Here is a 19,111-nt window from a genome sequence, read left to right on the forward strand (position 1 = left end):
CTCTCCAGAATTGAGGATATCATGAACAAATTTTCTTTCTCGGTATTGTTTATTCTAATTTCATTATGCATGTCCTTCCCGGCTTTTGGTGCTTCACGAATTATAATAGATATGGCTGGGAGGACTGTAATTGTACCTGATAAAGTTGAAAGAGTTATCTGTTCAGGTCCAGGATGTTTGCGCTACCTGACCTATTTACAGGGACAAAGTCTGGTTGTAGGAGTTGATTCAATTGAAAAAAAATTGAGCAGGTTTGATGCCCGCCCATACGCCATTGCCAATCCTCAATTCAAAAGTATGCCCCTGATCGGTGAATTCAGAGGGCACGACAACCCCGAACTGATTCTCGGCCTTGAACCCCAACCGCAAGTAATTTTCAAGACATATAAAGAAATGGGATATGACCCGGACGAATTACAGGCCAAGACAGGTATTCCTGTAGTCTGCCTGTCATATGCCAGTCTAGCAGGCAACCGTGATACTATATACAAATCACTGCAATTGATGGGCGCCATAATAGATAAGACTAAACGGGCGCAGGATATAAATAATTTCATGGAAAGACAGATTGCCGATCTGCAAAAGCGAACTTCAGATATCCCTGAAAAAAACCGTAAGACTTGCTATGTGGGTGGTATTGCCAAAAAAGGGCCTCATGGACTGCAATCAACTGAACCAGCGTATCCTCCATTTAAGTTTGTCAGCGCAAAAAATGTTGCCTGCCCGCCCAAAGGAGAGGGAAAACCTTTGCAACATGCAAATGTTGCCAAAGAGCAAATTGTAAGCTGGGACCCGGAGATTCTTTTCATTGATATTTCCACGGCACAGCTTGGTGATAATGCAGGGGCAATACACGAAATCAAGACTGATCCAGCATACAAAAGCCTTAGTGCTGTGAAAAACGCAAAGGTATATTCAGTACTTCCTTACAACTGGTATTCACGGAACTACGGCTCAATTATTGCCGACGCCTACTACATAGGAAAGGTCCTCTACCCTGATCATTTCAAGGATATTAATCCAAAAGAAAAAGCTGACGAAATATATAATTTTATGGTTGGAGCCCCTGTTTTTAATACTCTGGACACAGCTTTCAAAGAACCGGCATTCAGCAATCTGGATTTGAGGTAAGCATGCACTTTGACGACGGCCAAATACCGGCTGAGTATTCAAAACATATCCGCAGAAAACTTATTTTCATCTCTGGAGGTTTGATCCTGACAGCGGCAGTGCTGATAGCTTCTATCGGAATGGGTCCTGTTTCAATCTCAGCTCGACAGGCTTTATATACTCTGCTGGGTCAAACTCTCTCAAAACGGTTTGACCTGATCATATGGGACATCCGGCTGCCACAGGCTCTTACAGCGATTATAGCTGGAGCAGGTTTATCAGTATCCGGTGCGGTCATGCAGGCAATTCTGCGCAACCCTCTAGGATCTCCTTTTACCCTAGGAATTTCTCATGCAGCCGCTTTTGGAGCAGCGGTATCTGTCATGCTTCTTGATTTAGGGAGCATGACCAGTTCCAACGTTGGAGCTGTAACAATTAATTCACCTTATCTGACAACCGCTGTTGCCTTCGGGTTCAGCCTGCTTGCAACCTTTACGATCATTGCCATCTCACGCACACGCAAAACCACCCCTGAAGTTATGGTGCTCACAGGCGTAGCCTTAGGAGCTCTTTTCACTGCAGGTACCATGTTTCTGCAATATTTTGCAGACGATGTTCAACTTGCCGCAATGGTTTTCTGGACTTTCGGAGACGTTGCACGGGCTACATGGACAGAGCTTGGTATCATAAGCGCCTGTACTCTTGCTGCGTACATCTGGTTTACTTTAAATAGCTGGAATTTAAATGCAATCGAAGCTGGAGACGAAACAGCCAAAGGACTCGGAGTCAAAGTACAACAGGTCCGGTTGATAGGTATGCTGCTCGCATCACTTGTAACGGCTGTAATTGTTTCATTCCTTGGTATAATAGGTTTTGTAGGATTGGTTTGTCCGCACATGGTCCGTAGAATTATCGGTGACGACTACAGATTCCTTCTCCCTGCATCATGTATTTTAGGAGGAGTTTTATTGCTTGCTGCTGACACTGCAGCCAGACTGATGCTCGCTCCGAATGTGCTCCCGGTATCAGTACTGACGGCTTTTCTCGGAGCACCGGTTTTCATCTGGCTTATCATCAGGGGGAGTAAATGAATCTCATCGTTAATAATATTAATTTCAACTATAGCGGTACTGCCATACTTGAAGAGATTGATTTTTGTGTGGACAAAAGTGAACTGCTGGTAATTCTCGGCCCGAATGGAGCGGGGAAAACCACTCTTCTCAAATGCATGAACGCTATTCATAAACCCAAGTCAGGAAGTGTGCTTGTCCAGAGCAAGGACGTTTTTAATTTAAATTCAGATGATATCGCCAAGTTGATCAGCTACGTTCCGCAAAGAGTTGAACCAGCGAGACTAACCGTCTTTGATGCTGTTCTAATGGGTCGTAAGCCTCACTTAAAATGGAAGGTTCGCGATCACGACATTTGTATTGTTGACGCAGCGTTGAAACGACTTTCCCTTAGCCATTTATCTTTACGCTATATAGATCGTTTAAGTGGAGGAGAGCTGCAAAAAGTCAGCATTGCAAGAGCACTGGTACAGGAACCTGAAATACTTTTACTTGATGAACCTACGAGTTCTCTTGACCTCAAAAATCAACTTGAAATCCTTCGCACCGTAAGAGCCGTTGTTAAAGGCCATCATGTATCAGCAGTCATGACCATGCATGATATCAATACAGCTCTCAGATATGCAGACAAGTTCCTTTTCTTGAAAGAAGGGACCATATTCGGGTGCGGGGATAAAGAATGTATAACCGCTGAAATGATTGAGGCTGTCTATGGAGTTGAAGTTGAGATTGTAACGCATAAAGGCTGTCCGGTAATTCATCCGGTCGAAGATATGGATCAGGCTGATTTTGATCATGATCACCACAAAAAATCACATGATGTGAGACAAAACCAATAAGGACTAAAAATGGGAACCTCTTTTTCCACTGAACAAATTCAAAATGTAATTAATTTCCACGGACATCAATGCCCCGGCCTTGCCATTGGTATCAGAGTCTCTGATCTATGCCTGAATGAACTTGGACATAATAACGATTCCCCGCTAGTAGCTATCTGCGAGACAGATATGTGCGGAGTTGATGCCATTCAATTTTTTACAGGATGCTCAGTAGGTAAAGGCAATCTTCTATTTAAAGATTATGGTAAAATGGCATTTACCTTTTATCGTCGTAATGATGAAAAAGGATTTAGAGCCTTGCTTAATCCACAATTTATGAAAAAGCAGCGTGATGAGATGTCTAGACTCATGAAACTTGTTGCCAAGAATGAAGCAACCGCAGAAGAAAAGACGAAATGCAACGATATCCGTTCTGAATGCGAAAAAGCATATCTGAATGCAGACCTTGATGAGCTATTTTTTATTACTGAGCCTCAGCTACCTATGCCCCGCCCTGCACAAATTCTTCAATCTCTTGTCTGTGACAACTGCAATGAACTGCATATGGAATCCAGATCAAGAAAATTTATGGGCCAAACATTATGTACCCCCTGCTTTGAAAAAGTAGAGCAAAAAATATAGTTAAATTCAAAACAATTAGTTGTCGGGTGTGGTTTAACTAAACTCACCCGCAACTTCCCTTATTGTATTAAATGTGAAAATTGTCTGACAATCCATAATCAAATTATACACTACTCCCACCTAGTTACTCATGGTTATATTCACACCTTAAGATACTCCAGATTACTGAAAAAGAATGTTGTTTACATCCGGGGCAGATTTCTCCTTATCTATCCTGATATTCACTACTTCAACTCTACGGTTAAGAGCCCGTCCCATTGATGTATTGTTGGGGGCAATGGGACTTTCCTCTCCCATACCCTTCAGGCTGATCCTGGATGGATCAATCTGATAATGTGCACATAAATAGTCTTTAACGGCTTTTGCACGGTTCAGGCTTAGTTTACGGTTATACTTTCTGTTACCGACGGAATCTGTATGACCGATTAGTTTGACATACATATCAGCAGCATCAGCACTTGTTAATGCGGTCCCCAAAGCTTTAGCCACCGGAATAGCCTTTTTGCTGATTCTGGATGAATTCACCTCAAATTCTATTTTCAAAAAAACTCTTCCATTATCATTAGTCAGCATATTCACAATTTCATCTGGATTATTTGCAAATCCATTTTCCTGAGCATCTACAAAAGTAGAGAACAGACAAACTATCACAAGTGCTATCATTACTTTCTTCATGGAAACCTCCTGAAATAGTATTTTCATAGTATTAAGAATAACCCGTCAGATGACTATCTGCAATAATTTCCGAACTTTCTATTTTTCAGGCTATTTCTCAACTGTAAAAAGGATTCCACTGTTTTATATATGAAAGATTCTAAGACTTACCTACTGCCAACATACAAAATAAATGGGAGACGCCAGCTATAATTACCCGGCATCTCCCATTTATATTTCTCTATAATAATCTGAACTTAAGTTCAATTTTATTCAAACAATCTGTCTTAATCACCTATAACAATATGATAAAGATCAGTGATCCAATATCCCTATTAGGCTTTAGCTTCATCCCTGGCACGTATTTCAGCCCGCTTGATTTTTCCGCTGATTGTTTTTGGCAATTCAGCAACATAATCTATAATTCTAGGATACTTGTAAGGCGCAGTAACCTTCTTAACATGATTCTGTAATTCCTTGGTCAGCTCTTCACTGGCTTCGTAACCGGAAGCAAGTACAACGGTAGCTTTTACAGCCTGACCGCGAACGTCACAGGGAACACCCGTCACAGCAGCTTCTACAATGGCATCGTGAGTAATAAGAGCAGATTCAACTTCAAAAGGCCCGATACGGTAACCCGAGCTTTTAATGAGATCATCGGTACGTCCAAGAAACCAGAAATAACCGTCTTCATCCATCCATGCTTTGTCACCGGTCTGGTAGTACCCGTCAACAATCACGCTGGCTGTTTTCTGAGGCTCATCAAGATACCCGGTAAACAGACCTACAGGACGAGGATCAAGCTTAACGCATATCTGCCCTTCTTCACCGGGCGCACAACGATTGCCCTCAGTATCAATAAGAGCAATATCCCAGCCGGGGCAAGGCTTTCCAATTGACCCTGGTTTAGGTTTCATAGTTGGAAAAGTCGCGATCTGAAGCACAGACTCTGTCTGACCGTACCCCTCATAAAGCGGTAATCCTGTTGCATCCTGCCACGCATCAAAAACAGAAGCATTAAGCAGCTCACCTGCTGTGGTGCAGTGCTTTAATGCAGAGAGATCGAACTTAGACAGATCCTCACGGATCATAAAACGGTATACTGTCGGTGGCGCACAAAAAGATGTCACTCCATGATCGGACAGCACTGAAAGCAGTTCAGATGGTTCGAATTTTCCACGGAAATCCCATACAAAAACAACAGCGCCAGCCATCCACTGTCCATAATACTTACCCCAAACAGCCTTTCCCCAACCTGTGTCAGCAAGGGTGAGATGAATATCACCTAGGTTTAAATCATGCCAGTATGCACCTGTTACATAGTGTCCCAAGGGGTAATTATGGGTATGCTCTACCATTTTAGGATGTCCGGTGGTACCGGATGAAAAGAAAATCAGCAGAGCATCATCTCCGCAAGCTGCGTCAGCCGGACGCGGAAATAAGTCTGATGATTCAGCACAAATTGTTTCAAAATCGAGCCAGCCCGTATGAACATCACTTTCACCAGCCTGAACAAGCACTTCAAGGGATGGGCAATTTTCACGGGCTCTTTGAACTCGATCAGCAACGGAATCTTCAGCAATGATTGATTTAATCTTTGCGAAATTCACACGAAATTCAATATCTTTTTCAGTAAGCAAATTAGGCGAAGGCACTGGAACAGCCCCGACCTTATGACAGGCAAGCATCGCCACCCACCAGTCAATACGGCGGTAAAGTATGATCATTACACGATCGCCTTTCCCTATACCTGCTTTCACCAGAGCATTGGCGAGACGGGATGACTTCTTAGAAAAGAAACCGAAATCTTTTTCTCTGCGAGTTCCATCTGGGCCGATATGGATCATTGCCAGTCGGCTTGCATCTTGCGCAGCGATATTATCAACTACGTCAAAAGCAAAGTTAAAATCTGCTGGAACCTCAGTTTTATAATTGGCACAAAAGTCTTCATATGTGCTGAAACTTTCTTTTTGCATTTGCTTTATCCCCGCGGATGGAGGCTTTCCATCCTGAAAATTGCTGTTATTTACGTTTAATTCCTTAGTGTAAAAATCGTGTTTTTACCGCAGGTCGCTGAAATAATGCCAAAAAAGTTTGGAAATATTTATTTATGGCGACCTGCTAAAGAATGACGTCCAGCATACGTGCGGATTTACCATCGAGCCCTCTGAGGGCGTGTGGAGTATTGGAATCAAAGTACAGGGAGTCACCCTCTTCAAGTTCGAGAACACTGTCACTAAGCCGTAATTCAAGGCGCCCTTCAAGTACGTAAATAAATTCCTGCCCCCGGTGGGTAGTGAAATTCATATCGGATACTTCCTTGGTAGGAACTTCGACCATAAAAGGTTCCATGCGCCGACCGACAAAAGTTGAAGCAAGATTCTTGTAATCATAATCTTTGCGGCGATCGACGTTAAGACCTTTGCCGTTACGGACAAGTGCATAGTTTGTCAGGTGTGCTTCATTACCTGAAATCAGAACGGTTAGACTTACTCCGCAAAGATGGGCTACATCCATTAAGTAACTGACTGGAATTTCGACAGTACCGGATTCGTACTTTCCTGCCAGTTCGGAAGTAACCCCTGTTTTCTCCGCCAGTTCTTCGATGCTCATGTCCATTGCATCGCGCAGACCTTGCAGTCTGGGCGCAATTTCCTTGTATGCCTGATTGTTGCTCATACCGCCTCCATGATGCGGTTAGATGTAACGGAAAAACGGGAGCCAGATTAAAGGCTCCCGCCATATAAATTTATGCATCTGGATAAAGTTCAGCAGCCATATCCCGCAATTTAAACTTTTGAATCTTACCGCTTGCAGTCATCGGGTAAGCGTCAATGAAGGTGATAAATTTAGGTATCTTGTAACGGGCAATCTTACCGCGGCAATAGTCGATAACATCTTGCTTATCTATCTCAACATCATCTTTGAGAATGATAAAAGCCCCTACCTGCTCACCAAATTTTTTACTTGGGACACCGGCCACCTGAACATCGAGAATGCCTTCCATGCCATAGAGGAATTCCTCTATTTCACGTGGATAGATATTTTCACCACCACGAATGATCATATCTTTAAGTCGTCCTGTAACAACTACGTAGCCTTCTTCATCCATGGTTCCCAGATCACCGGAATGAAGCCAACCATCAATATCAATAGCTGTGCTCGTTGCTTCAGGGTTGTTGTAGTACCCCTCCATGACGTTATAGCCACGACAGCATATTTCACCCGTTTCACCGTAAGAACATTCTTTTCCTGTTTCCGGATTGAAGATTGCAACTTCAATTTCCGGCATGGCCCGCCCAACAGATTCAGTACGACGTTTAATATCATCTTCCATACGAGTTTGCGTCATAACTGGAGAAGCCTCAGTAAGACCGTAACATATGGTGATATCTTTCATACTCATCTTATCAATTACTTTCTTCATTACATTAACCGGACAGGGAGACCCTGCCATAATTCCGGTACGTAGCGATGAATAATCAAATTTTTCGAAAAGCTTATGATCAAGAATAGCGATAAACATAGTCGGTACGCCATATAGAGCGGTGCACTTTTCCTGATCAATAGATGCCATGACCAGCAAAGGGTCAAAACCTTCAAGAATAACTAACGTTGTTCCATGATTTACTGCAGCCAGCACACCCAGAACACAACCGAAACAGTGAAAAAGCGGCACAGGCAGGCAAAGCCTGTCACCGGGCTGAAACGCCTGATTCTCGCCGATCCAGAAACCGTTGTTACCGATGTTATAGTGGGTCAGCTGTACACCTTTTGGGAATCCAGTAGTACCGGAAGTATACTGCATGTTTACAACATCATACGGATTAAGAGTAGTCTGACGTTCCTCGTATTCCTCATCAGAGACAACGGCCGAAAGGTTGATAACCTCGGCCATGGAATACATTCCACGATGTTTTTCCTGCCCCAGAAAGAATACCCTTTTCAAATCAGGAAATTTCTCGCTTTTAAGATAGCCTCGTTCCTGAGTTCGTAACTCTGGAATCAAATCATAAGTTGTCTGCAGGTAGTCAATTTCCCTGAAGCCATCAATTATAACAAGGTTCTCACACTCAGACTGCTTGAGTAGATATTCAAGTTCGGTGGTACGGTAAAAAGTATTGACAGTAAGTAAAATCGCCCCGATTTTGGCTGTAGCGAATTGCAAAGCTACCCAGTAAGGCACGTTGGTAGCCCAGATTGCCACTTTCTCACCTTTTTTAACGCCAAGAGCCATAAGCCCCATAGCTAGATCATCCACCAGGTTACCAAACTCACGGTAAGTCAGCCGGAAATCTCTATCAACATAGACAATAGCTTCCTGTTCAGGCCACTTCTCAACAGCCTCATCAAGTAAGCCTCCAAGGGTTATTTCCCTGAGATGTGATTTTCCCATAAAATTCCTCTCTTATTCCGGGAAATAAAGAACTGCATATATATCGCACCGTTCACCACCCTCAGCAGCGACGCAATGCGGAACAACAGAATTAAAGTATACACTGTCACCCGGTTCCAGAACGCTCTCTTCTTTTCCGTAAATAACTTTTAATTTACCGGACACGACTATAATAAACTCTTCACCTTCGTGCGAAGTCATTTTGAGTTCACCTTCCTCCGGCTGCATTTCAACAAAGAAAGGTTCCATATGTCTGTCACTTTTACCCTTTGCGAGTGAAAAGTAACTCATGGAAGGAGTCTTTTCCTGATCAGAATGCATAGTGAATTCTTCTTTGCGTTCCCCCAGTTTGACTATAAGAGGATCTTTGCTGACCTGATCATCAAGGAATGTTCCAAGTCTTACGCCAAGTGCTCTTGCAATTTTAAGTAGTGGACCGAGCGAGGGATATTTTTCTTTTTCTTCAACAGCTTCTAGAAAATCCATTCCGAGACCTGTTCTATTGGAGAATTCATCAAGACTTATGCCCTGTTTTTCCCTGAAAGATTTAATACGTTGTCCTACTTTTGCTTGGCTCATTTGTCCCTCTACTGGTCAAAACTGTTTATCACGGATTTAATTACAAAAAACGTTAGAAATGAGTGCTTACAATAATAACGCTTTTTTGTCATCTTACAGTGAGTTATAGAGATTAAATCCAAATTCATTCTTAAGCGCCCGTAAAGATAAATCTTCATCTTAAAAAAATGAAGAACTAAATTATTATAAGAAAAATTCACTGCCGTTAGTCAAGTATGAACATTTCTATTTGCAGTTATAAATTTGCTATTGGCTTTTCATGCAAAATTTATCTATAGTTCACGAATATTAAGTATAAATGTAAGGATAGACAATGGCCGCTGCAGAGCAAGTAACTGACAGAAAGAAAATTCAAGGCGTTTTTTCCAGCCAGAATGTACAGAAGATCGGCACAGGAACAACTGTTAGGCGTACGATCAGTAAGATGTATTGGATGGCAAAGGAAGCTGATGACGGGACTGTGGAAGTACAGGCTTTAAACACAAGCTATATCCCTTCCGGCCCTAAGTCATTTGTTCCTATGGATGAATTTTTGTCCAAGTATTCACCTGAACCGGAATTTTACGTATCTACCGTCTATCCAAAGATGAAGGAGCTCGATACCACTATTGAACGTGGTGAAAAAGCAAGGCAAGCCGGGGCATCCTACAGTGCTGAATTTGAATTCCAAAATGCGCTTGGAGTTGATGAAGAAAATGTTAAAGCCAATTTCGGGCTGGGCCTAACATACATGGAACGCGGTGAATCAAATAAAGCTAATGATATTTTTGAAAGACTGGTTAAACTTGATGCAGCTTTTCAGACCGAACATAAACACCTGTTTAATGAGTTCGGCATAAATCTGCGCAAAACAGGTATGCAGGATCAGGCTCTTGACTATTATGAAAGAGCGCTTGAAATGACTTCAAACGATGAAAACCTGCATTACAACATTGCTAGGGTATATTTTGAAAAAGGTATGCTTGAAAAGTGTTCAGACCATCTGACAAAGGCTCTCTCGCTTAACAAAGAGCATGCTGAGGCAGGAAAATTTTTAGAGTTCGTAAAAAAAGAGCAGCAAGCCAACAAGACATAAATAATATTTCTCTTTTAATTCAAAAGGGCCGTTTCTGTGAAGATACAGAAACGGCCCTTTCTTGACTTTGGACTCAACTTTTTTCAAGCAGAGCGGAATAGAAAAATTCTCTAAGTTCTGATTGCGGTGGTGTAGTCCACTCTTTTACCAGCTTGGCATCAGAATTCTTCCTTAAAAATTTTGCAATCTGCCCTTCATTCTCAGCAGGGTTTAATGTGCAGGTAATATAAGCCATTCGTCCATTTTGACGAACAGTCTTCCAACTGTTCTCCAAAATCCGTGATTGCAGTTGAATCAGAGAAGCTACATCTTCCGGCGAACGCTTAAACTTAGTATCCGGTCTTCTTGACAGCACCCCCAATCCTGAACAGGGAACATCCAGCAATGCTGTACCGACAGACTCCTTCGCCAGCGGAGGATTAATTGCTGAGGCTCTGAAGGATGAAATTTCCGGCACTTGTCTTTTCAAAGCGGAAAGACGTCTGAGATGAGGATCACTAGCAAATATAGGAGCAATTCCTTTAGTGCTTAAAAACCTTGATTTACCACCACGCCCGGCGCAACCATCCCAGACGGGAGTCGGCCAGTTCATAGGTTCAAGAACACTAAGCGCTTCACGCGCAGCATAACTCTGCCGGGTCAGCACATCACTGTTCAAATCTTTGAATGCCTGCGGACGATATCCGGAATAAAATGCGAAAGCCTGCCCATCAGATTCGATAAAATCACCTTCATCCATAAGAGTCATGGCGGCATCCTTAGCTTTTTTATCTTTTGTATCCAAGACAAAACCAGCAGCTGGCGGGCAGATTTGAGCATCAAGATACATTTCAGCCCGCTCACGCCCGTAACTTTTCATCCAAAGCTCAACAATCCACTCAGGACATGAATAGTAAGCTGACAGGTATTCAGTCTCACTGAATGTGTGGCGCTGAAAAAATTCTTCGTCTGCACCATCTTCAGCAAGCCGGGCAACTTTACGCAACACGGCATTAGCTAAACCGCCAAGCTTACCGTTGGATAATTTCTTGGCAGAATCAACACCCCAGTCAACGGAAGCATAAGCAGGCACGTCCATATGCAGAATTTCATATGAAGCCATACCAAGAACCCGCAAAATAGGCTGTGGCAGACCATCAGGTCGCGAAAGAAAACAATTTAAAACTGTCTGCAAGCGGATACGCATACGCAGGTATCCATATAAAATTTCTGTAATAAATCCACGGTCACGCTGATCAAGACCAGCTGATGAAAGGATTTCGTCCAGAACAGCCTGAGCGTCAGCACCTCCATCAAGTGAACGGGTGACACATTCATAAGCAAGCCCTCTGGGACCGGGCAGGATATTTTTTTTCATCAGCTTGATTCCGTATTCTTAAAGACCTGTAATAGGTGTCATACCGACATTCTTATCGGCATCTTCAGGAAGTTTATCTTCCTTGATAAAGCGGCGCAGAGCTTCTTCGACTGCAATAAGTGAAACCTGTGTATCAAGGCACGGACCGTTGGGGCGCTCGTTAAGAACACCATACACAGGCAAAGGATATGTATCCTGAATTCCGCTGGCAAGATCTCGCTCACAGGCAATCGCAATGATAAGTCTCGGACGTTTCTGCACAACCAGTCGGCGGGCAATAGTTCCCCCGGTAGCAACAGCAAAGTGAGCTCCATACTTATCACGCAAGTCCAGAAGACCCTTGATAGTACACAAACCACAACGTTTACAATTGTTCACGTCATAAGTCAGGCGCATATCACAACGGCTGTTTTGTAAACAGTGCGGAGTAAGCATCATAATCTTTTCAGGATCATATTTACCAGCCTCAGATAAGACCAGCTCATTATTCACCTTGATAAAAGAACCGCGAATCTTGCGTTTGGATAATCCGCAAACACGCCCCAGAATTGTCATAAGGGGCAGAAAGAGCTTAACGGTCAAACCTCGCGCTTTATGAGAAAAAGGAAAAGTGCGCTTTAAAACGACATTTGCAAGCAGTCCTGCATAAGCCCAACACACAAGAACTATGAGCAAAAAGACAAGCATTCCCCACAGCCACGATGCCCATGTCCCGAAAGAATCAAGCCCAACATAAGGCACGTACCAAAGCAGAGCCAGAAATAGACACAGCAGAGCACTCGTCCCTGTAATCAGACCTATAAAAAGTCGTTTTTTAGAATCTTTTACACTATTCACTATTATAACCTGAAGGGTTTGTGTTGCCTCCGTGGAGACTATTTTCTATGAACATTTACCCAAATATCCGCACAGAAAGGACTTACCATCCATTTCTTTTTTTCCAGCGGGTTTTACCTTAGAGGCCAGATAAATTTTGTCTGCACAGGCAATACCGAGCATTCCTTCGAACTCTCCCACAATGGTTCCAGAAGCGTAATCTCCGGAAAGTTCATCACCTGGTTTACCGGGGCTTATAACAAGACGGATAGGATCTTTGCCCTCTTCGCCCTGCCAGAAAAAATATGCTCCGGGCCACGGGTGCATACCCCTAATCTGATCGTGTACTTCCTGAGCACTGTTGTCCCAATTAATGAGTCCATCTTCCTTAGTAAGCTTGGCTGCATAGGTTGCAATAGAGTCATCCTGAGGCAGAATGCACAGGTCTTTATTTTTATAACGAAGTAAAGTTTCCATGACCAGCGGTCCACCCATTTCAGCCAGTTCATCGTGAACTTTCCCTGCATAGTCATCCCATGCAATACCAAGAGCCTGCTGTACCAGAATAGGACCGGTATCAAGTCCGGCTTCCATTTTCATAATGGTTATTCCGGTAGCATGATCTCCGTTTGCAACAGCTCGCTGAATAGGTGCAGCTCCACGATATTTGGGCAGCAGAGAGGCGTGCACATTGATAGGCATGACTTTAGGCACGTCAAGTACAGCCTGAGGCAGAATAAGTCCATAAGCAGCAACTACCAGAAAATCAGGCTCAAGAGCTCTAAGTTCTTCAATGTTCGCTTCATCTTTGAAATTAATAGGCTGATACACAGGAATATCATGTTTCAGCGCAACTTCTTTGACTGCTGACTGCCGAACTTTATGCCCGCGACCACAGGGTCGATCAGGCTGGGTATAAGCCGCAATAACATTGCATCCGTCCCATTCCTGCAGATATTCAAGAATAGTGGACGCAAAGTCCGGCGTCCCCATAAAAACTAATTTCCAGCGCTTTTCTGCCATTTTTTGATCTTCTTGTCGTACATTGCACGTTTGAGGCGGCCGACTCTATCTACGATAAGAGTTCCGTCAAGGTGATCGATCTCATGCTGGAGCACAATGGCCAAAAAGTCATCTGCTTCAATCCTGAGATCATTTCCATCAACATCAGTGCCGGTTACAGTCACTTTCTCACTGCGTTTGATAATACAGCGGAAAGTAGGACAAGACAGACAACTCTCTTCAGAATCCACCTTACCTTCACTGGCAATGATCTCCGGATTGATGATAACCTGAAGATCTGTTCGTTCTTTGGGTCCTGAAGGATCAATTACGATCAGGCGCTTCTGCAACCCTACCTGTGGTGCAGCAAGCCCCACACCATCATCTTCGTACATGGTTTCAATCATGTTCTCGATGGTTTCCTTAAGTTCAGGAGTAATTTCCTCTACCCGTGTGCAAACTTCCTTCAAAGAAGTCTCTGGATATTTTACTATTTCAAGCTTCATAAAATTTTTCCTTGAAAGCTAAAAATCGTTTTAATGCTCTATAAACATTAAGACAAATTCCGCCTCCGGCGGCCAAAGAGGTAGTCCTCTCTGGAATCCCTGAGGGATTTTATATTGGATAGTCAGTCAGGATCGCTGACACGATCCTGACTGACATTACTTACTACTATTGTTCTTTCTTTTCACGAAGTCTGATACCCAGATCACGCAACTGTGTGCTGGCAACAGAAGATGGAGCTTCTGTCATCAGGCAGGTAGCCTTCTGAGTTTTAGGAAAGGCAATGACGTCCCTGATAGATTTTGCTCCGCATAAAATCATAATAAGTCTGTCCAGACCGAATGCAATACCACCATGCGGCGGCGCACCGAATTTCAAAGCATCCATAAGGAAACCAAATTTAGCGCGGGCTTCTTCTTCATCAATACCAAGAGCTGCAAACATTTTTTCCTGCATTTCCGGAGTATGGATACGGATAGAACCGCCACCGACTTCATAACCGTTAATTACGAGGTCATATGCGCGGGCGAGAGCTTCGGCTGGTTTTTCAGCCAGCTCTTCAATCTGTCCAACCTGAGGAGAGGTGAAAGGATGATGTCTTGCAACATAGCGCTTTTCATCAGGATTGTACTCAAGCAGTGGAAAGTCGGTAATCCACAGAGGAGCAAATTTAGTTTCGTCAATAAGTTCAAAACGTTCACCAAGTTTAATGCGCAACGCTGCAAGAGCAGCATTGACAATATCAGCAGCCCCGGCCTGGAAGAAAAGAATGTCACCGGGCTGGCAACCTGTCAGTTCTTTCAGCTTAGAACATTCATCTTCACTAAAGAATTTTACAATTGGTGACTGCCAGCTTTCGTCTTCTTTAACTTTAATCCATGCAAGGCCTTTGGAACCGTAAATTTCTACAAACTTGGTATATTCATCAATCTCTTTACGAGAAAGTTCAGCTCCATTAGGGACACGCAGAACTTTAACAAGTTCGGCTTTTCCGAACACTTTAAAATCAGAACCGCGGAATATATCAGATGCTTCCTGAAGCTTGAGTTCAAAACGGACATCAGGTTTGTCACAACCGTAATCACGCATAGCATCTGCATAAGTCATGCGGGGGAATGCAGTAGGCAGTTTAACTTCAATAGTTTCATTAAAAACAGTGCGGACCATTTCTTCAGCCATACCCATGATCTGCTCTTCATCAATAAAACTCATTTCAATATCGATCTGAGTAAATTCAGGCTGACGGTCGGCACGCAGGTCTTCATCACGGAAACATTTAACAATCTGGAAATAACGATCCAGGCCTGAAACCATGAGCATCTGCTTGAAAAGCTGTGGAGACTGAGGGAGAGCATAAAACTCACCGTTGTTCATACGGCTGGGAACCAAAAAGTCACGAGCTCCTTCAGGTGTTGATTTGGTCAGCACAGGAGTTTCAACTTCGAGAAAACCAAGACCGTCAAGATAACGGCGAACTGACTGCGCAGCCTTGTTGCGAAGAATAAAATTCTTAGCAAGTACGGGGCGACGAAGATCCAGAAAACGATATTTAAGGCGCAGCTGCTCAGCTGCGTCTGTACGATCTTCAATAGCAAAAGGAGGAGTTTCAGAGGTGTTAAGGAGCTTCCACTCATCAACAACAATTTCGATCTCTCCGGTAGTCAGGTTGGAGTTCACCATGCCATCAGGACGTTCACGAACCTGACCTTTAATGGCTACCACGTACTCAGAGCGGATAGCATGCGCGCGTTCATGAGCATTAGTGCTGTGCTCAGGACTGAAAACAACCTGAGTTAAACCTTCACGGTCACGCAGATCAATAAAAATCAGACCACCGTGATCACGGCGGAACTGTACCCAACCCATGATCAAAACTTCCTCACCAAGATTCTTAGAAGTAATTTCATTGCAATTGTGGGTTCTTTTCCAGTCCCCTAGAGGTTCAATAACCCTATATTCATCATAATCGCGTTCTTCAATTTGTTCTGACATATTAGGTCTCCCGAATTATTTGAAATATTCATCACGCGGCGTGGTAATCTGCTCGCCGCTTTCGGTCATATCTTTGACTGTGACCGTTGCATTTTCGAATTCATCAGCACCGAAAATAAAACATTTTCCCGCGCCTATTTTATTAGCATGCCTCAACTGAGCCTTCATGCTCTTCGCAGCAAAACCAACTTCACCTTTAAGCCCGCTATTACGGAGCTTTTCAGCGAATATCAAGGCATCTCCGGCAGCCCTTTCGTCTACAAGGGCAACATAAAAATCCATCTCTTCAGTAAAGGTCCCTTCAAGCAGCATAGCAAGGCGCTCCATACCACAGGCAAAACCTATACCGGGAACCTTCTTAGCTCCCCCTAGACTTTCAACCAGCCCGTCATAACGTCCACCACCAGCAACAGCGGTCTGAGAACCAATATCCCCGGAGGTAACTTCAAAAGCAGTTCTCTGGTAATAATCAAGTCCACGTACAAGACGGGGATTCAATGTATATTCAAGTCCGGCTTCATCAATGAGAGCTATGACAACATCAAAGTGATCACGACACTCAGTACAAAGATTGTCAGGTATGGAAGGAGCATCAACAGTCAGTTCCCTGCACTTCTTGTTTTTACAATCAAGAACCCTGAGCGGATTGGTGCTTACACGGCGCTGGCAATCATCGCAGAGCTGTTCCTTATCAATACCATTAAAAAATTCATCAAGAGCTTTACGGAAAAGAGGCCTGCATTCAGGGCAGCCAAGTGAGTTAAGCTCGAAAGAAAGCTTTTCCAGTCCGATTTTGCTAAGAAAAGTGGAGAGCATAAGTAGAACTTCTGCATCAACCTGAGGTTCGCTGGCACCGAAGATTTCTGCATCAATCTGGTGAAACTGGCGCATACGTCCGGCCTGAGGTCTTTCATAGCGAAACATTGGACCGTAAGTGTAGAGCTTTGTAACCTTGCCCGGCTGGTAAATTTTATTTTCTACGTAAGCGCGGACAACTCCTGCTGTAGCTTCAGGACGCATGGTCAGGGAACGTCCTTTGCGGTCAGGGAATGTATACATTTCTTTTTGCACGACATCGGTTTCTTCCCCGATGGAGCGACAGAAAAGTTCTGTTTTTTCCAGAATGGGTATTCTAAGTTCGCCGTAACCATAGGCCGAGAACACTTCTCTGGCAGTTTTTTCCATGAATGCATAACGAGCGCTATCTTCAGGAAATAAATCTGCAACACCTTTTATTTTTTGTATTTTTGACATTTCACTTCTCTTTGCTGATTTCCAGGATTACATTAAATTACAGGTCCGATCCCGGCACGGAGCGTGGAACCAAATTTCGTTAGTCCATTTAGTCATGAATGTCAAAATAGCTAACACCTCACTCAAAGCCTGTTAACATGAAAGTTGCCAATTCTTAAAAGCTGCGGCATTAACAAAAGGCTAAAACAAATTTGATCTTAAAATTTTCTATGCAGCTACTATAAGTTATATATGGAGAGATATAAATGCAGATGATTACGTCTGAAGATTACACAGAATTTATAGGTCCTAATGCTGGGACCTATCTTTTTAATTTTGCTAAATTTCAAACTTTGCGGGATGGTTTTACCGTTACTTGGCACTGGCCTGCTTTTTTCTTTGGATTCTGGTGGTTTCTATACCGCAAAATGTACTTCTGGGCCTTTATCACTTTCCTAGTAGGTTTCTTACCCTTCGGCAACTTTATCGCTCAGTTAGGTTATGGCCTGAGTGCCTACTATTTTTACTACCGAGACTGTACAGGTAAGATTGGAGCAATCAAAGCGACAGCCCCCGTAGGTGGAGCATCCGCCATGCTGCGCGATACAGGAGGAGTACATGGGTGGGTCAAAATTGTAGGTGTAGTCTGCTTTTTCCTGCAACCGGCCTGGATTATGCTCATGTCCATGCTTTTCGGCAGTGCTTTTTTCTTCTCTTTTCATCAGGTTATGCTATAAAGAAATCAGGAATCAAATTTTCATTTGAATTTTGAAGGGGGAGGACGATGAAAACACTACAAAAAACTCAATTTTACAGTTTTTTACTGTTTGCCTTATTTTCTGCTTTATTACTTACTGCAACTGAAAGTGCAGCACAAAGCAAACTTGCTTTGCTTATTGGCAATTCTGCATATAAAAACGGCCCGCTGCGTAATCCTGTAAATGATGTTTCAGCCATGAATACTTCTCTCAAGAAAGCAGGATTTGATATCATCATGATCAAAAATGCAGACCGTAACCAAATGGGGCGGGCAATAGATGAATTTGGCAGCAAACTAAAAAATTATGATGTAGGTCTATTCTATTTTTCAGGACATGGATTACAGGTTAACGGACGGAACTACCTGGTCCCTCTCTTTATGAAAATTCAAGGTCAGGCAGATGTTGAATATGAAGCTATTGATGCCGGAAAAGTTCTGGCTAAAATGGAAGATGCCGGAAACCGCATGAATATAGTCATTCTTGATGCATGCCGTAACAATCCGTTTAAACGCAGTTTCCGCTCTGCCAGAAACGGCCTGGCTCAAATGGATGCTCCCACGGGGTCATTTATAGCCTTTGCAACAGCTCCCGGAGATGTCGCCCTTGATGGGAAAGGCCATAACAGCCCATACGTAGCCAACATGCTGAGAAATATGTTCGTAAAAAACATCACCATTGAGCAGTTTTTCAAACGTGTGCGCCGTGGTGTCATGAAGGATACCAACAAAAAACAAGTCCCATGGGAATCATCTTCTCTGGTAGGCGATTTTTATTTTGGTGGGAAGAGTCCATCAGGTACATCGGCTGCGGCATCTTCTCAGCAGAACAACAATCAACAGCAAGCTGTACCAATACCTGAATCTAAACCGAAGAAGAGTAAAAGTGATCAGGCTATGGAATATCTGCTGAATTAGTAAATGGAGAAAGAAACTATACATTAAAGACCAGAAGCAAAGGATTGGCAGACGGCAATTGCTGGCGAAATTTTTAATGTCCCAACCAATTCAAAATTCAAATTAGTCGTTGAGTCTCTTGTTGACTACTGTTGCTCCTACCTTGACTAGCGAATACTGAGAATTTTCTTCCCTAACCGAAGACACCT

18 protein-coding genes and 1 pseudogene are annotated in these 19,111 nt (G+C 43.3%); 8 read left to right on the forward strand and 11 right to left on the reverse strand.

The window, feature by feature from the left end; genetic code table 11:
* Positions 1 to 21: 21 nt before the first annotated feature.
* From H589_RS0101865 to H589_RS0101880, 4 genes are read left to right on the forward strand one after another with little or no spacing between them, the layout of a single operon-like run.
* Positions 22 to 1,131: an iron ABC transporter substrate-binding protein gene (locus H589_RS0101865; protein ID WP_027720447.1), complete on the forward strand. Its 1,110-nt coding sequence runs from the start codon at positions 22 to 24 to the stop codon at positions 1,129 to 1,131.
* A 2-nt stretch (positions 1,132 to 1,133) separates the two neighbouring features.
* Complete coding sequence (locus H589_RS0101870) at positions 1,134 to 2,201, forward strand: FecCD family ABC transporter permease (protein ID WP_027720448.1); 1,068 nt, start codon at positions 1,134 to 1,136, stop codon at positions 2,199 to 2,201.
* On the forward strand, positions 2,198 to 3,019 hold the full coding sequence (locus tag H589_RS0101875) for an ABC transporter ATP-binding protein (protein WP_027720449.1): 822 nt from the start codon (positions 2,198 to 2,200) through the stop codon (positions 3,017 to 3,019). The genes H589_RS0101870 and H589_RS0101875 overlap by 4 nt, the downstream gene beginning before the upstream one ends.
* 9 nt (positions 3,020 to 3,028) lie before the next feature.
* Positions 3,029 to 3,640 (forward strand): FmdE family protein, encoded by a 612-nt coding sequence (locus H589_RS0101880; RefSeq protein WP_027720450.1) that lies wholly within the window; start codon positions 3,029 to 3,031, stop codon positions 3,638 to 3,640.
* A gap of 162 nt (positions 3,641 to 3,802) precedes the next feature.
* Here the strand turns inward: H589_RS0101880 and H589_RS0101885 are convergent, their stop codons facing one another.
* From H589_RS0101885 to H589_RS0101905, 5 genes are all read right to left on the reverse strand, one after another.
* Entirely contained in the window at positions 3,803 to 4,315 is a 513-nt protein-coding gene (locus H589_RS0101885) for an OmpA family protein (RefSeq protein WP_027720451.1), read from the reverse strand.
* 314 nt (positions 4,316 to 4,629) lie between these two features.
* Positions 4,630 to 6,270 (reverse strand): AMP-binding protein, encoded by a 1,641-nt coding sequence (locus tag H589_RS0101890; RefSeq protein WP_027720452.1) that lies wholly within the window; start codon positions 6,268 to 6,270, stop codon positions 4,630 to 4,632.
* A gap of 145 nt (positions 6,271 to 6,415) precedes the next feature.
* Complete coding sequence (locus tag H589_RS0101895; protein ID WP_027720453.1) at positions 6,416 to 6,973, reverse strand: helix-turn-helix domain-containing protein; 558 nt, start codon at positions 6,971 to 6,973, stop codon at positions 6,416 to 6,418.
* A gap of 70 nt (positions 6,974 to 7,043) precedes the next feature.
* The gene (locus H589_RS0101900; protein WP_027720454.1) at positions 7,044 to 8,690 is read right to left on the reverse strand and encodes an AMP-binding protein; all 1,647 of its coding nucleotides are present in this window, start codon (positions 8,688 to 8,690) and stop codon (positions 7,044 to 7,046) included.
* A 12-nt stretch (positions 8,691 to 8,702) separates the two neighbouring features.
* Positions 8,703 to 9,269, reverse strand: a complete 567-nt coding sequence (locus tag H589_RS0101905; RefSeq protein WP_027720455.1) for a helix-turn-helix domain-containing protein — start codon at positions 9,267 to 9,269, stop codon at positions 8,703 to 8,705.
* 313 nt (positions 9,270 to 9,582) lie between these two features.
* On the opposite strand from H589_RS0101905, the gene H589_RS0101910 reads away from it, so the two are divergent.
* Positions 9,583 to 10,344, forward strand: coding sequence for a tetratricopeptide repeat protein (locus tag H589_RS0101910; protein WP_027720456.1), 762 nt, complete (start codon positions 9,583 to 9,585; stop codon positions 10,342 to 10,344).
* Positions 10,345 to 10,417: 73 nt separating this feature from the next.
* On the opposite strand, the gene H589_RS0101915 is transcribed toward H589_RS0101910, so the two are convergent.
* From H589_RS0101915 to hisS, 6 genes are all read right to left on the reverse strand, one after another.
* A complete protein-coding gene (locus H589_RS0101915) occupies positions 10,418 to 11,701 on the reverse strand; it encodes a transcription antitermination factor NusB (RefSeq protein ID WP_027720457.1) in 1,284 nt (427 codons plus the stop codon).
* Positions 11,702 to 11,719: 18 nt separating this feature from the next.
* Complete coding sequence (locus tag H589_RS0101920; RefSeq protein ID WP_027720458.1) at positions 11,720 to 12,538, reverse strand: DUF116 domain-containing protein; 819 nt, start codon at positions 12,536 to 12,538, stop codon at positions 11,720 to 11,722.
* A 45-nt stretch (positions 12,539 to 12,583) separates the two neighbouring features.
* Positions 12,584 to 13,540, reverse strand: coding sequence for a methionyl-tRNA formyltransferase (fmt, locus tag H589_RS0101925; RefSeq protein ID WP_027720459.1), 957 nt, complete (start codon positions 13,538 to 13,540; stop codon positions 12,584 to 12,586).
* Complete coding sequence (gene def, locus H589_RS0101930; protein ID WP_027720460.1) at positions 13,516 to 14,025, reverse strand: peptide deformylase; 510 nt, start codon at positions 14,023 to 14,025, stop codon at positions 13,516 to 13,518. Before def ends, fmt begins: the two co-directional genes overlap by 25 nt.
* A 166-nt stretch (positions 14,026 to 14,191) precedes the next feature.
* Positions 14,192 to 16,015 (reverse strand): aspartate--tRNA ligase, encoded by a 1,824-nt coding sequence (aspS, locus tag H589_RS0101935; RefSeq protein ID WP_027720461.1) that lies wholly within the window; start codon positions 16,013 to 16,015, stop codon positions 14,192 to 14,194.
* A gap of 15 nt (positions 16,016 to 16,030) precedes the next feature.
* The gene (hisS, locus tag H589_RS0101940; RefSeq protein WP_027720462.1) at positions 16,031 to 17,269 is read right to left on the reverse strand and encodes a histidine--tRNA ligase; all 1,239 of its coding nucleotides are present in this window, start codon (positions 17,267 to 17,269) and stop codon (positions 16,031 to 16,033) included.
* Positions 17,270 to 17,514: 245 nt separating this feature from the next.
* Between hisS and H589_RS0101945 the strand changes: the two genes are divergently transcribed.
* The 3 genes and pseudogenes from H589_RS0101945 to H589_RS21200 form a co-directional block, all read left to right on the forward strand.
* Entirely contained in the window at positions 17,515 to 17,985 is a 471-nt protein-coding gene (locus H589_RS0101945) for a DUF2628 domain-containing protein (RefSeq protein ID WP_027720463.1), read from the forward strand.
* Positions 17,986 to 18,032: 47 nt separating this feature from the next.
* Complete coding sequence (locus H589_RS0101950) at positions 18,033 to 18,923, forward strand: caspase family protein (protein WP_027720464.1); 891 nt, start codon at positions 18,033 to 18,035, stop codon at positions 18,921 to 18,923.
* Positions 18,924 to 18,965: 42 nt separating this feature from the next.
* Positions 18,966 to 19,073, forward strand: a pseudogene (locus H589_RS21200) (pyrimidine/purine nucleoside phosphorylase); the annotation flags it as partial.
* Positions 19,074 to 19,111: the final 38 nt, after the last annotated feature.

Source organism: Maridesulfovibrio zosterae DSM 11974 (assembly GCF_000425265.1).
In the GTDB taxonomy this organism is placed as follows: Bacteria; Desulfobacterota; Desulfovibrionia; order Desulfovibrionales; family Desulfovibrionaceae; genus Maridesulfovibrio; species Maridesulfovibrio zosterae.

Excerpts from the sequence above, each read along its gene's own strand:
- aspS (WP_027720461.1), bottom strand. The coding sequence starts at position 16,015 with ATGTCAGAACAAATTGAAGAACGCGATTATGATGAATATAGGGTTATT.
- H589_RS0101895 (WP_027720453.1), bottom strand. The coding sequence starts at position 6,973 with ATGAGCAACAATCAGGCATACAAGGAAATTGCGCCCAGACTGCAAGGT.
- H589_RS0101885 (WP_027720451.1), bottom strand. The coding sequence starts at position 4,315 with ATGAAGAAAGTAATGATAGCACTTGTGATAGTTTGTCTGTTCTCTACT.
- H589_RS0101865 (WP_027720447.1), top strand. The coding sequence starts at position 22 with ATGAACAAATTTTCTTTCTCGGTATTGTTTATTCTAATTTCATTATGC.
- def (WP_027720460.1), bottom strand. The coding sequence starts at position 14,025 with ATGAAGCTTGAAATAGTAAAATATCCAGAGACTTCTTTGAAGGAAGTT.
- hisS (WP_027720462.1), bottom strand. The coding sequence starts at position 17,269 with ATGTCAAAAATACAAAAAATAAAAGGTGTTGCAGATTTATTTCCTGAA.
- fmt (WP_027720459.1), bottom strand. The coding sequence starts at position 13,540 with ATGGCAGAAAAGCGCTGGAAATTAGTTTTTATGGGGACGCCGGACTTT.
- H589_RS0101890 (WP_027720452.1), bottom strand. The coding sequence starts at position 6,270 with ATGCAAAAAGAAAGTTTCAGCACATATGAAGACTTTTGTGCCAATTAT.
- H589_RS0101910 (WP_027720456.1), top strand. The coding sequence starts at position 9,583 with ATGGCCGCTGCAGAGCAAGTAACTGACAGAAAGAAAATTCAAGGCGTT.
- H589_RS0101945 (WP_027720463.1), top strand. The coding sequence starts at position 17,515 with ATGCAGATGATTACGTCTGAAGATTACACAGAATTTATAGGTCCTAAT.
- H589_RS0101905 (WP_027720455.1), bottom strand. The coding sequence starts at position 9,269 with ATGAGCCAAGCAAAAGTAGGACAACGTATTAAATCTTTCAGGGAAAAA.
- H589_RS0101915 (WP_027720457.1), bottom strand. The coding sequence starts at position 11,701 with ATGAAAAAAAATATCCTGCCCGGTCCCAGAGGGCTTGCTTATGAATGT.
- H589_RS0101875 (WP_027720449.1), top strand. The coding sequence starts at position 2,198 with ATGAATCTCATCGTTAATAATATTAATTTCAACTATAGCGGTACTGCC.
- H589_RS0101880 (WP_027720450.1), top strand. The coding sequence starts at position 3,029 with ATGGGAACCTCTTTTTCCACTGAACAAATTCAAAATGTAATTAATTTC.
- H589_RS0101870 (WP_027720448.1), top strand. The coding sequence starts at position 1,134 with ATGCACTTTGACGACGGCCAAATACCGGCTGAGTATTCAAAACATATC.
- H589_RS0101950 (WP_027720464.1), top strand. The coding sequence starts at position 18,033 with ATGAAAACACTACAAAAAACTCAATTTTACAGTTTTTTACTGTTTGCC.
- H589_RS0101900 (WP_027720454.1), bottom strand. The coding sequence starts at position 8,690 with ATGGGAAAATCACATCTCAGGGAAATAACCCTTGGAGGCTTACTTGAT.